Source organism: Paenibacillus sp. BK033, from assembly GCF_004345425.1.
In the GTDB taxonomy this organism is placed as follows: domain Bacteria; phylum Bacillota; class Bacilli; order Paenibacillales; family Paenibacillaceae; genus Pristimantibacillus.
Genome location: NZ_SLVP01000002.1, coordinates 274117 through 287456 on the forward strand (window position 1 = coordinate 274117; position 13340 = coordinate 287456).

Sequence of the window (13340 nt, forward strand, 5' to 3'; positions counted from 1 at the left end):
GGGACAGCTCCCGCTCCCCGCTCCTTGCAATCCGCTACCTTTGAATAAAATCCTCAATCGTTACTTTTTGCCCGGTCCGCGCGCTTTCCAGTGCCGCATTAACCATAGCCATGCTGTATTGGTTATCCCGGCTGTCGGTTTCCGCCCTGCGGTTTTCCTGAAGAGAAAGGAACATTTCGTCCAGACAGCCCGGATGCCCGGTTCTTTCCGAATGGGCATCCATGACTCCAGAATCGGCGTCTATCCTCACAAACGACTTGATGAATTTCCCATCCTGCGGTTCCGGCGCGACGACTTCCGCATACGGCGCATCATGCCCATTCCATATCGCCGTACCCTTCTCGCCGGTGATTCTCCAGTCCGCTTCCCAAGACGTATTCGCGCCTTCCGCACACCAGGAACCCCGGTAATTGAACACCGAGCCGTCCGACATTTCGAAGATGCAGACAGCGGCGGCTGCCCCTTCGTACCAAGAGCCCGGCGGGTTAAATTCATGGCAATAAACCGACACCGGGTCCGCTCCCAGTATAAGGCGGGCTTGGTCAAACGTATGGATCGCCATATCCAGCAGCAGCGGGCTTGCCATCGTTTCCCGGAATCCGCCGAAATGCGGCCCCAGGAAGAAATCCGCGTTCACGAATCCCGGCTTGCCAATCGTACCCGTTTCCAGCAGATGCCGCAGCGCGCGAATCCGGGGATCAAACCGCCTGTTCTGCATGACGGCATGGGATTTTCCCGTCTCCTCCGCAATCCGGATCAGATCCTTGCATTCCTCCGCCGTTTCCGCGAGCGGCTTCTCCCCAAAGATGTTGCAGCCAAGCTGCATGGCCGTGCTTGCGATTCGGTGATGGCTTGCCGGTATCGTCACGTCAAAGACGAGATTAGCGCCGGTCTGCTGAATAGCCTCTGCAAGATCGGTAAAGGTAGGGCAGCTCAGGCTCTTCTTCTCCCTCATTTTCTCGGCAAACTCCTGCTTAATATCGACTAAAGCTACAATCTCGGTATCATCGCGCTCGATGGCCGTATCGATCCAGATGTTCGACATGCCTCCGCAGCCCGCTACTACAACTTTATACGTTGCGCTCATTCGCATGCACTCCCTATTTCGGATTCGGCACAAACTGTCCGCCGCGGCATTGCTTCAAATAATTTAAGGCATGGACTTGTCCCGTCATTTCCAGCTCGTCGCGGTAAACCGGATCATGCCAGCCTTCGATATCGATCGTTCCTTGATAGCCTGCTTGTCTGAGTATCGTAATGATATCGGTCCAGTTCGTATCGCCAAAGCCCGGCGTCCGGTGCCAGACGAACGGTTTTGGACCATGAATGCCGTATTCCTTTACGATATCCCATGCGATGGTTGCGTCCTTGCCATGGACGTGGAACACTTTGTCCACCCATTTGCGTAGCTGCGGAATCGGATCGATCAGCGAGACCATCTGATGGCATGGCTCCCACTGCAGACCGATATTGTCGGACGGAATCGCGTTAAACATCATTTCCCAAGCCGTCGGGTTATGCGCGATGTTCCAATCTCCGGTCTCCCAAGTGCCGCCCATATCGCAATTCTCGAACGCAATTCGGACTCCCTTATCCGCCGCCCGCTTGCCCAGTTCTCCGAACACCTCCGCGTACCGCGGAATAGAGCTGGCAATCGACTCGCCGGTCAATCGCCCGGTAAAGCCGGACACGATGTCCGTCCCGAACAAATGCGCATGATCGATCAGCCTTTCCCAGCTGGCAAGGGTATCCGCGTTATTACCCGCACCGGTCAACGGATTGCCAAAGATGCCAACCGTCGATATAATGAAACCGTATTCATCCGACAGCTCGCGAACCCGCTTCGCCGTCTCAACCAGATCCGTGCCGCCCGTTGTTTGCCAGAACGTCAAGCTATACGATTCGAAGCCGTGAGGAGCAATCTGAGGAATAACGCGTACCGCGTCGCCTCCGCCAACCAATGTTCCGATCCGAAGTATGTTCGTCATATCATTACCACTCCTATTTTGGTGGATTAATTTTGAATGCACCCTCAGTATAGCGCGGGAAAATGGACGATTCTCGACCATTCTTGTGTTTTACTAGTCCTATATTGTGGAGTTGAGTCTTTCATGAGTTATCCGAAGGAACTGCGCGAGAATACTCGCATAGACGAGAAAATGCACCCGGTTCAATTTTTTTCGAACCGCGCTCTTCAGAAGAAGCCGGGCGAGCTGATTCTCTATTTGCATTGGCATGAGCATTTCGAAATTATCGTCATGCAGCAAGGCAGTGCCGTCTTTCATATCGACAGCGAATCGTACGAGGCATATCCGGGGGATGTTTTATTTGTGCCGGCCGGTGCGCTTCATGTCGGCTACAGTCTATGCGAAGGGGATATCTCGTATCTGGCTATCGTCTATAACAGCTCCCTCTTCCAGAATTGGATGCAGGATTCCCTTCATACGAAATATGTTCTGCCTTATTTGGAGGGCCGCGTTCAGCTCCCGGTCAAGCCAACTCTGCTCGATCCGTCCTGCGCGGACAATTATTACTTGCTGGAGCAGGCCAATTCGGAGTTTAAGGCGAAGCAGCCCGCTTATCAGCTGATGGTGAAGTCCCAGCTTCATATGCTGCTCACATTGCTGTCCCGCAAATTTCTTCCGCAGCAGCTTCCGGAGCAGGCGACCAATCGATACGTGCATAACCGCGAACAGTTCAAGGCATTAATCGAGTACATAGAAGCCAGCTTTGCGGACAAGCAGACGGTCGCCGATGCGGCAAAACGGATGAACCTGAACGTCCATCATTTCTGCAAAATGTTCAAAAAGCTGACCGGCCGCACCTTTATCGACTACGTCAATGTATGCCGGGTAAATGAAGCGGAGCGGTTGCTGCTCGCCGGCGAACTTTCCATTACCGAGATAGCGGGCCGCGTCGGCTGCGACAACTCCAATTATTTTACGAAGATGTACAAGAAGTACAAAGGCGTTGCCCCTTCCCAGCTTAGAAAACAGCTGTCCGACGCAAACAAAATCCCCTTAAGCGTGCCAATCGCCTAAGGGGATTTCCATCGGGTTAATGAATGGCAAACGGGCTGTTTTGCACCGCCTTCAGCCACTCGGATGCCATTAAATAATGGCCGGCCGCCGTTGGATGCACGCCGTCAAACAGCCAATAATCAGGCTCAGCTTTTTCCGCCGCTTGATCGAAAGCCTGCTGGAAGGGCACAAATACCGCCTGATACTCTTCGGCTAATTGCTTCACAACCTCGCTCTGCCTTTCTACTCTATCGCGCCAGCCGTTCCACTCCCGGGCGGTTACGCCTGTCCGCAGCACGAACGGTTCGCATAGAACAAGCCCGGTATGCGGCAATACTTCCTTCGTCTCCTCCAGCAGAACGCGGTAAGCCCGCTCGAAACGGTCCGTTGCGCCGCTAGGCAGCTTGTCCATGATGCGCCATGTATCGTTCACCCCGATCAAGATGCTGAGCAGGTCCGGCTTAAGCGCAATCGCATCTTCATTCCAGCGCGCATACAGATCGGATACCCGGTTCCCGCTAATGCCCCGGTTAATGAATTGATGACCGGCCTCCGCTTGCTCGCAGCCCAGCCGACCGGCGATATGATACGCGTACCCTTGCCCGAGCAGCTGGCCCGCATACCCGTCCCTAGAACGTCCGCAGTCCGTGATGGAATCGCCTTGGAACAAAATCACTTTCCCCATTCTAAAACTTCCCCTCCGCATATGAAGTAAATATAAAGCTTTCCCACCCATTTTATAGAAGACTACGATCTTCTGTAAATCATGGAAGCGGCCACGAGACCAACGCAAACTCCCGAGACAGGGGCAACAGCCAAAATACTGATAGCCGGCAGACCGCTGGCATTTAATTTCAATACCGTGAGCAGCACTACCCATAGAAACACAATCATCCAGTACAACCACTTTTGATAGGAAGGCACGGCAAAAATATCGTCATTCTTGGGGTTGCTTTTATACAGCCTGATAAGGATCGTTATCGTTATGGTTGACAATCCCAGCAGAGAGAAGCTGTACTGCAGCATTTTAAATAGAGGCAGCTTCAGAAAAACAATCCGGTTCAGAATATCCAAATGATGAACAAAATAACCCCTCTCATGCGTAAACCCGTCGACCAGGATATGCGTATAGAACCCGATAATCACGGATAGCAGATAGAAGAAGCACGCCTTAAAGCTTCCCACATCCCACCTGTCGATCAGATGATAGGCGCGTTTATCGAGATCAAACAACGACGGCAAATGGAGCGCAAGCGAGGATTTGACCACATAATGAAACAAAAGTCCAAGAACGAGGCTGAGAGGAATAACCTGCAGGAACAAGCCCGCTGCCGTATGCCCGATGGACTGATATGGCTCGAGGCGCACAAAATACTCCATGTCCGGCCCCATGCTGCCCAGCACCAGGCCCGTGACGCTCAAAAATTTTCTATTTATCATTTTTAACGGATAAGCAAATATCGGATGAGCTAACGTATAAGGCATCCCTTCGGGCTCCAATCTATACTTTATTTCTAAAGGTTATAGACGAACGGAAAAGCAAAAGGTTACAAGATTTTCATAAATTTAAAAAGACTGGTCATCCGCAAAAACTACGTGTATATTTATACAAGTAAATGTATTTATATTCTTACTTGGAGGTTGCTTATGACGCACACTATATTTGTGGATGGTCAAGAAGGGACAACTGGCCTCAAGCTGCTTGATTATTTGACCCGTTTTTCATCGATTGAAATTCTAAAAATTGATCCCGCGAAAAGAAAGGACCCCAAAGAACGGGAAAAACTACTTAATGATGCGGATCTCGCATTCCTCTGTCTTCCCGATTCGGCTGCCAAAGAATCCATCTCGCTTGTCAAAAATGACAAGACGAAATTAATCAACGCAAGCTCATTATTCAGAACGGACAAAAACTGGGCATATGGGTTGCCGGAATTGAAACACCAGCGGGAACGGATAAAATCCTCATCGAGAATTTCCGTGCCAGGCTGCCATGCCACCGGCTTTATCCTCTCGGTTAGACCCTTAATAGAATCCGGTGTCCTTCAGAAGGACTATCCCGCTTCCTGTTATTCGATCTCGGGCTATACGGGGGCCGGAAAAAGCGGAATTGACGAATACGAGCATGCAGACTCAGCTTCCATCACTAAACTCCAGGTTCCGAGACCTTATTCTTTGCTGCATAAACATAAGCATTTACCCGAAATGGCCATGTTCTCAGGACTTGAGTATGAGCCATTATTCACCCCTATCAAAGCAAATTACCCCCAAGGACTGGCAATGACGGTTCCGTTAACAGGAAGAAGCATGGCTAAAAAAGCATCCGCAAAAACAGTGCATGAAATATTGGCCGCCTATTACGAATCGGAACGATTTGTTCAGGTCATGCCCTACGATTCGGAAGCCTATTTGGAGGACGGTCATTTTCTGATTGGCGAAGGCATGAACACGAACCGGCTAGAAATTTTTGTTTTCGGACAGGACGATCATATTACGATTGTTTCGAGATACGATAATCTAGGCAAGGGAGCTTCGGGTGCTGCTATTCAAAATATGAATTTGATGCTGGGATTTGACGAAGCGTCCGGTCTGATCCTCTAACAAAAAGAAGCCGGCTATCCATGGGATAGCCGGCTCTGCTGTTTATTAAACTTGAACCGTTGAAATCAGTCTGTACAGGATCGTTGCCGCTTCCGCGCGCGTTGCCGTTTTATCCGGGTAATAGCAGCCTTCCGGCGTCCCTTTAATCAGTCCGGATTTCAGCGATAACGCCACCGCGTCGGCTGCCCAGGCTGCGATTTCGCTGCCATCCTTCAAGGCCGCAAGCTGATCTGCGCCGGCTGCTTGCGACTTGCCCGCAAAAGCAAGGGCATTAGCCGCGGTTACGGCAAGCTGCTGTCTTGTGATTTTGTCATTCGGACGAAACGTTCCGTCCGTAAAGCCTTGAATGATACCCGCTTCTGTTGCTGCCTCTACCGCGTCGGCATACCAGGCATTCGCGGTTACATCCTTAAAGCTGCTTGCCGGGCTGCCTGCTGTCAAGCCAAGAGTCCGCGTCAGCATCGCCACCCACTCCGCACGGGTTAACTGCTGCTCAGGAGCAAATCGATCGGCGGTTTCACCATGCAGAATGAAGCTCGAAGCAAGAGCGCTAATCTCTTTTTCAGCCCAATGCCCTTTCGTATCGGCAAACGATTTGTTTATTGCCAATACCGCGTAGACGCTGTTATGATTCGTGCGGATTACCGCGGTAACGTTACCGTTTGCATCGGTAACAAACGTTGTTGGCACCGGAGTTGCCGAGCCGTCCGAACCGATTACAACAGCTGCGGTTGGCTTCAAGGCGGGTTTGCCAAGCGGAATCGTACGGGTTACGTACTGCCTGCCAAAGCTCTTAACCTCCTGCCAATTCGAATGGCTGCCTGCCCATACGTTAAATTGAACGGGAGTTCCAACCAATGTACCGTTTTGCTGCTGCAAAGCCAGCTCGCCTGCATGCTTAACGGCATCGGATACCGGACTGATTCCTACGCGAAGCTGTTGTTCGTTTGTTACGGAGATGCTAAGCAGGGCCTGCAGAGGAAGCTCATACGTTCCCAGACCGGTTTTGACGGTGATTGTTAACGCCTTGTTATTCTTCAAAAGCTCGGCAAGCGCAGAGACAGGGAATTCTGCATGCCGGTTGCTTTGCCCGTTCAGTTCAGTCAAATCGACTGTAATCGAGTGCGCTTTGCCCCCTTGAGCTGCGCTTGCCAGAATTACTGCGTCTACTTTTACAACAGACGACGACTCTCCGTCAGGAGCTGTTTCCGTAATTGCCGTAAACCCGCCGATGGTGGATCCGGTGCCGGAAGTCGTGACGACTGGGCCGGTCGCTACTCCTCCGCCAGCGGATGGAGTCGTTGTTGAGCCGCCGCTTGTTACGTTCACGGTTGCTGTAGCCGTGAAGCCTCCGTCCTCCGTTGTAACGGTTATTTGAGCCGTACCGGTACCTTTTGCCGTTACCACGCCATCCGCTACCGATGCAACCGATGAATTACTGCTGCTCCAGTAAAGGTTATGGTTCTCCGCATTGTCCGGATGAATCGTTGCGGTGAGCGTGCCCGTCTTGGTGCTGGACAGATCGAGGGCAAGCTGAGCTTTATCCAGCGTTACGCCTGTTACGCTTACGGTAGCATCCGGATAACGGTAGATTTCGAAATCGTCGATCGCCGCCCAGTTGCCGGCTTTCGCATCCGAGAAGACGCCGACTTGCAGCTTGCCGCTTGTTACCTCGATACGGTCGATCGCATACGCAGTATATACGCTGCCGCTTGCGCCTCTCATGTCTTTCGTCAGCTGCGGCGCGTTCTCGCCGTAGCCCGATACCTCAAGCTGGAACTTGTTTTGTCCGCCGCCCGTCCTTACCCACACTTGAACTTTATACAAGCCGTTTGGAACGGCAAGCATCTGATAGTTCGATTGCTGGTAAGCCGAGCCGGACCAATGAGTCATTTTATATTTGCCGCGCGGGTTATCGTTGTCGATTGACGAAGCATTCGACTGCGTACCCGGATGCCACTCCTGCCATGGGGCAAGGGTAGGCTTGCCATCGCTGCCCGTTGTCTCGAAATCGAGATTGCTCTCCGGAAAAGGCACCGGAACGCTTGCTACCGTAGGCGTCTCGGTGACCGCATTGCTTGCCGCCGATTCGTTGCCAGCCTGGTCTACCGCTTTTACAGTAAAGCTATAAAGCGTGCCTGCCTTCAGGTTTGTCACCGTATAGACGGATGACGGAGCGGGATCAACCGATGCCCGTTTAAAGCCGTTGACATAAATGTTGTACTTCAGGAAATCGCTCTCGACGTTTGGCTCCCAAGCCAATTTAACCTGTTCGATTCCAGGCTCCGCTGTAAGGCCAACCGGTGCCGACGGTGCTGCGGAATCCGAACCTGCCGCTGTAGTTGCGTTTGCGGAAGAGCTTGCCGCAGACTCGCCGTTTGCGTTAAATGCCGTAACGCGGTAGGAATAGAGCGTACTGCCTCGAAGACCTTGATCCGCATAACCGGTCGCCTCTCCGGCCGCGAGTCCAATCAGACGGTAATCCGGATATACCCCGTTTGCCGAGGTTTCCGAATCAGCGGTAGAGCGGTAGACTTTATAACCGTCCACATCCGGGACTTCTGTCCAGGACAGCTTGATATTATGACCGCCGTCCAGCTCTGCCTTGACGCCTTGAGGTGCCTCCGGAGCGTTCGTGCCTTGTGCGGCAGCTGGAGCTTTTGCAATAACCGGAATCAATTCCACGTCGTCAAATGCAGCCCATTCGCCGCCCTTATTGAGAGAATGGATACCCAGCTCCACTTGTCCGTTTGTCACCTGAATTTCCGGAATAACGATTTGCGTCCACGACCCTACGTAAGCCGTTGTTGCCGCTGCCACGCTCAGATCGGCGCCGCCGTATTTCTTCGCTTCCAGGCTTACGTTCGTATCGCCGCCCTTCTGATACCAGACGGATGCTTTATACGTCCCGTTAGGAACCTTCACCGTGCGGTAAGTGGTCTGTTCATATGGCGTGCTGCCGCCTAAATAATGCGTAAGCTTGAACGACCCGGTTCTCGGATTATCCCTATCCGCTTTTTGGGCGGTTGCTTGACCTTCCGGTGTCCAGCCATTCCATCCGGCAAGTCCGCCTTCTTCAAAGCTGCCTCCGATGCTCAAATAGTTATAGCTGCTTTGCACAAAATCATAAGAGAATTGAAGCCAGTTCAGATTTACCTTGCCTCGGAATACGACATACAATTTGTGTTTGCCGCTTACGGCTTCCGCTTGAGCGGCTTTTGTAATCCATGCACCGCTTGTTTCCGTGAGATCAACGCCGCCGGCATATGCGCCGTCCGGACGGTCGAGACGGAACTCGATGCCGCCGTCGCCCTGCGATTGCGCTCTCACCTTTACGCTTGCCGTTCCATTCAGAAATTCAACGCTGTCAAATGCGATGTAGCTGCCATCCCCCGTTGCATGGACAGAAAGGCCGCCGCCGGTGTCCGTGGTCACTGCGGTTGTTACGCCGTTCATTTCACTGTAATCTTCAGCCTGCAGGGCCGCATAAGGGCTGATTGAAGCCGCGCTGTCCTGCGTTCCGTTCCATACGAAGGTGACTACGGCGCCGGCAGGAAGCGTATACACGAAGCTTTTGGACCCCCAGCGTACTTTAAAGTCCTTCGGCTGCTTCGACGAGTTCAAGGCTACCAGAACTTTGGAACCGTCCTTATTGACGAACGCAACATCCTCGATGCTGCCCGCGCCGAATGTATTGGACTTAATCCGCTGTGCTCCCGGCAGAACAAATTTGCTGGCCTGCCCAAAAGCATAAAACTCTTCATTGTATTTGACTTCATCCGTGCCGCTGTCAACCGTTACGATACCGCGGCAGTCCGAGCATCCGCCGACATACGGACCATTATTCTCGTCAAGCGCAATATTCCATTTGAGCGATGTGCGAGCCCAGTTGCGGGCAGCGCCAATAATCAGATTCTGAGTATCCCACTGCACGTTGCCGGCAAAATCGGGCGCGAATTCACCGCCGGAGCTTTCCGTAAAGTAGATATCTTTGTCCGGATGCTGGTCATGAACAAGCGATTGCGCGCTGACATTGCCCGAATAGCCATGGAAGGCGGAACCGGCAATATACTTTTTCGCGTCCGGGTCGTTCAGAACCTCGATCGGGTAGTCCGGCTCGCTCCAGTTATGATCCCAGACGACAATTTTGGTATCGATTTGAGCCTCTTCAAACGCAGGTCCCAGATAATCCTTCACGAACTTCGCTTGATCCTCCGGTTCCATTCTCATCCCCGGGTAATCGGCCGGTTCGAAATGCGGTTCGTTCTGAAGCGTGACGGCGTCAATTGGAATTCCTTCCGCTTCATAGGCTTCAATGAATTTAACGAAGTATTGCGCGTAAACCCCGTAATATTCTTCTTTCAGCTTTCCTTTAACCGATGAGTCCGTTGTTTTCATCCAGCCCGGCGCGCTCCAAGGCGTGCCCATAATTTTTAAATCCGGGTTGATTTGCAGCGCCTGCTTGAGGAACGGAATAATGTATGCGCTGTCATGAGCAATCGAGAAATGCTCCAGATCCGGATCCGTCTCTCCCGGGGGCATATCGTCGTAAGTATAGATGCTGGTTGCAAAATCGCTTGCGCCCATCGGCAGTCTCATATAACTAAAGCCTACGCCGTCGCCTTCGCGGCTGAACAGCTTATTCATCAAAGCGTCTTTCGCCTGATTATCCATTCGGGAAATGACATACGCCGAAGAATCCGTTAGAGCGCCTCCGAAGCCGTCAATCGTCTGATACTTCGTTTTCTCGTCTACGTCAATCGTCAGCTCCGCCGGCGCGCCGCTTGTTTCGAACGCGACATCCGGCTGCTTGGTTAACAAATTACTCTTGTCTCCGGTGGTCATCCATACATTCACCGGATCACCGGAATCTGCCGCTACCGCCGGCAGCGCAATGCCGGTAAAGCTGGAGACAACAAGACCGGCGACCAGGGTCTGCGCGGCCATCCGTTTCCACAGGCTTACTTCCATGCTTCAAGCCCCTCTCAAGAAAGTTTTGTAATATTGCGGTTACTAGTGGATCAACTATTGAATAAGCCTTGCTTCCTCCTCCCCTTTCTTTTTTGATTCCCATGATGTATGTCTTGCTGCTTTCCTGAATTGGATAATATCATCAATTGAAATCGATTTCAATAACTTGTTTAGATAAAATGAACCGCCTTTAAGTTAAAATCGCCATTTTATAGCGTTAAATATATTAAACTCCCTATTGCAGCATGGAGCGATATTTGAAATCGATTTCAAACTGCAAATAATAAAACATCCGGTACATCACCGTACCGGATGTTTGCGCACACTATTTCTTTCTCTTTTGATCCGCGATATCCCCTCGCACAATGCCATAACCGTTCGTACCGATATACACACGCCCGTATACGCGCGGATCGCCTGTAATGGCTTGAGTCGCATTCGCATATTGATGAAGGTCATCATTAATCCGAATCCAGCTGCGGCCCGCGTCATCCGACCGGTAGAATCCAAACTTGCCGTCGATACGCCCGTTCATGTATAACGATAAATACGATTTACCCGGTGCGGCTTTGCCAAAACCGATCATCGCCGCTTCCTGCACATTTTTCAACTTAGCAAAGGTAGCGCCCGAATCGGTAGAATGGAAAATGCCGTATTCGCTTTGCGTGTTTGTGTTATCTTTCGCCGCAACAAGCCAAATATCGCCTTCAACACCCGGTACCGCCTTGAACTTGCTGTTCAGCTTTGACGGCAGGTTAACCGCTTTGACGGATTTAGCGAAGGACTCCCCGCCATTCTTGCTCACATAAAAAGCCCCGTCTGCATAAGCGTAAAATGTGGAGGAGTTTACGCGGTCCGACGATACCGTTGCCCCATCCGGAATACCGGCCGAAGCTGTCCAGGACTTCCCTTGGTCTTTCGAGTAACTTACCGGTCTGCTTATGTCTGCCGAAGCGCTTTTTGGAGCCCATACGATCGTATTTCCGTTGGCGCTAAGGGCAACCGTTCCGCCTTGCGTTTTATCCCCGTCCGCATCTGCCCACGCATTGGAAGCAGGCGTCCAGGTTACCCCATTATCCGTAGAGAGGCCTAACCGGGCATCTTTATTCTCCGCATTGCCTACCCGAACGATCAGATTCGGATTCAGCTCGGCATAATCCAGGTCCGTGCTTGTGCCAAAGTACGGATTCGTGATCATGGTTGGCGCTTTGTCCAGATCCTCATGCCGGAAGCCGCCAATGTCGCCCATTGCGCTGATGAGGTGCGCGCCTTCCGGAGGGCTGATCAGTCCGAGAACCGCCGTTTCTTCTATTCCTTCGGCATGAACGGAAACCTTCACCTTATCACCGTTATCGCTGTCCAATGCCGTCAAATGATCCGCAGCGAATAGCGTAGCGCCCGTACCGTACAGAAGACGATCCGGATTAAACGGATCAATCTCAAGATCGCCGATCATCCAGCCCAGCTTCGGATTTTGCTCGACATCCGTTGGACTAGACGTTCTGCCCCAGTCCAGCCAAGGAGATTGCGAGTAATCCATGTCATACTTGTTCACCCTCGACCAGCCTTCCCCCATCGTCCAGAAGGAGGTCCAGGTCGCTCCACCGTCCGTGCTGCGGAAAATATGCTCAGCCGGCCACCACATATTCATCGTTGCGACCATTACCGTATTGGGATTGGACGGATCTACGGCGAGTCCCCCAAACGGATAAGATGGTACGCCGCTAACATCGGTTGGAGCAATGACAGCCGGACTGATATCCGTCCATGCTCCGGTATTCGTATCGAGCTTCCAGACCGAACCGGCCTTCGTTCCGTTCCAGGCCGGACCGTCGTAAGGGCCAATCGCGCTGTTATACGTTATATACAGCTTCCCGTCAGCCGTAAGAACGCCATGATGCGGAACAAACCCTTCCTTCGGCTGTCCGGCAACCGGTGCCCACGTAGCGCCGCCGTCCGTACTCTTGTAAATGCTCTGAACCGTGTCCGCAACGCCCACGTAAATCGTTTGTGTCGTTTGCGCCGATTTCTTATGCTTCGAGTCAGCCTTTTTCCCGGTTGCTGCATCAAAGGCGATCCATACCGGTCCGACCTCCCCGCCATAATAATCCTTTACGTTTTGCCCTGCCGTAAAAGAGGTAACTTTGCTCCAGGTCGCGCCGTAATCGGTGCTTCGCCATAATCCGTTGCCGTTACGCGCGCCAAAATACAGAACGCTGTTATTATTCGGATCAACCGTCAAGCGTTCGCCCATGGAACGGCCGGGCATATTGCCGCCGAATTTGAACGGCATAACGGTCTTTTTCCAAGTCTCGCCTTTATCCGCGGAGCGAAGCATAACCCCGTTCTGATCCGTAAAGTCATTCGAATACGTGCCTGCGGCGATGTAAACCCTGTTCGGATCTACCGGATCGGTCGCTAGGCTCTCCACGCCGGCCATATTCCAATTGTCATAGCCTACCCAATCAAGCAGCTGATTCCAAGAATTCGTCTTTTTGTCCCAGCGGTAGGCTCCGCCAATATCCGTTCTGGCATATACCAGATCCTTCTCCGAAGGATTGTAGATGATTCCGGGGACGAATCCTCCGCCAACGGTCTTTACTCTCCCCCAGTCGTAGTCCTGCGATTTGGTGCCGGTTGAAGCCATAACTCCATTGCTGAATAAACCTGCGACTAGCGCGATCATTGCAATGATTCCTGCAGCCTTTTTCCTCATTACACCTTCTCCTCTGTTGGAAGTTTGGTTTA

Annotated in this window: 8 protein-coding genes; 2 read left to right on the forward strand and 6 right to left on the reverse strand. The window is 52.1% G+C overall.

Annotated elements, in window-relative coordinates:
- Positions 1 to 34: 34 nt before the first annotated feature.
- Complete coding sequence (locus EV294_RS08490; protein ID WP_132305791.1) at positions 35 to 1087, reverse strand: Gfo/Idh/MocA family protein; 1053 nt, start codon at positions 1085 to 1087, stop codon at positions 35 to 37.
- Between the two features lie 13 nt (positions 1088 to 1100).
- Positions 1101 to 1988, reverse strand: coding sequence for a sugar phosphate isomerase/epimerase family protein (locus tag EV294_RS08495; RefSeq protein ID WP_132305793.1), 888 nt, complete (start codon positions 1986 to 1988; stop codon positions 1101 to 1103).
- A 123-nt stretch (positions 1989 to 2111) separates the two neighbouring features.
- Here EV294_RS08495 and EV294_RS08500 point away from each other — a divergent pair, with 123 nt between their 5' ends.
- Positions 2112 to 3041, forward strand: a complete 930-nt coding sequence (locus EV294_RS08500; RefSeq protein WP_132305795.1) for a helix-turn-helix domain-containing protein — start codon at positions 2112 to 2114, stop codon at positions 3039 to 3041.
- 16 nt (positions 3042 to 3057) lie between these two features.
- On the opposite strand, the gene EV294_RS08505 is transcribed toward EV294_RS08500, so the two are convergent.
- Positions 3058 to 3705 (reverse strand): SGNH/GDSL hydrolase family protein, encoded by a 648-nt coding sequence (locus EV294_RS08505; RefSeq protein ID WP_132305797.1) that lies wholly within the window; start codon positions 3703 to 3705, stop codon positions 3058 to 3060.
- 62 nt (positions 3706 to 3767) lie between these two features.
- Positions 3768 to 4505 (reverse strand): DUF4184 family protein, encoded by a 738-nt coding sequence (locus EV294_RS08510; RefSeq protein WP_132305799.1) that lies wholly within the window; start codon positions 4503 to 4505, stop codon positions 3768 to 3770.
- Between the two features lie 111 nt (positions 4506 to 4616).
- Between EV294_RS08510 and argC the strand changes: the two genes are divergently transcribed.
- Entirely contained in the window at positions 4617 to 5621 is a 1005-nt protein-coding gene (gene argC / locus EV294_RS08515) for an N-acetyl-gamma-glutamyl-phosphate reductase (RefSeq protein WP_243711601.1), read from the forward strand.
- Positions 5622 to 5666: 45 nt separating this feature from the next.
- Here the strand turns inward: argC and EV294_RS08520 are convergent, their stop codons facing one another.
- Positions 5667 to 10592 carry an S-layer homology domain-containing protein gene (locus EV294_RS08520; protein ID WP_243711602.1) on the reverse strand — a complete coding sequence of 1642 codons (4926 nt, stop codon included), beginning with the start codon at positions 10590 to 10592 and terminating at the stop codon, positions 5667 to 5669.
- A gap of 325 nt (positions 10593 to 10917) precedes the next feature.
- On the reverse strand, positions 10918 to 13308 hold the full coding sequence (locus EV294_RS08525) for a WD40/YVTN/BNR-like repeat-containing protein (RefSeq protein ID WP_132305801.1): 2391 nt from the start codon (positions 13306 to 13308) through the stop codon (positions 10918 to 10920).
- Between the last annotated feature and the right edge of the window lie 32 nt (positions 13309 to 13340).

Bases quoted from the DNA above. Each gene is read 5' to 3' on its own strand.
- EV294_RS08525 (WP_132305801.1), bottom strand. From the start codon at position 13,308: ATGAGGAAAAAGGCTGCAGGAATCATTGCAATGATCGCGCTAGTCGCA.
- EV294_RS08500 (WP_132305795.1), top strand. From the start codon at position 2,112: ATGAGTTATCCGAAGGAACTGCGCGAGAATACTCGCATAGACGAGAAA.
- EV294_RS08510 (WP_132305799.1), bottom strand. From the start codon at position 4,505: ATGCCTTATACGTTAGCTCATCCGATATTTGCTTATCCGTTAAAAATG.
- EV294_RS08505 (WP_132305797.1), bottom strand. From the start codon at position 3,705: ATGGGGAAAGTGATTTTGTTCCAAGGCGATTCCATCACGGACTGCGGA.
- EV294_RS08490 (WP_132305791.1), bottom strand. From the start codon at position 1,087: ATGAGCGCAACGTATAAAGTTGTAGTAGCGGGCTGCGGAGGCATGTCG.
- EV294_RS08495 (WP_132305793.1), bottom strand. From the start codon at position 1,988: ATGACGAACATACTTCGGATCGGAACATTGGTTGGCGGAGGCGACGCG.
- EV294_RS08520 (WP_243711602.1), bottom strand. From the start codon at position 10,592: ATGGAAGTAAGCCTGTGGAAACGGATGGCCGCGCAGACCCTGGTCGCC.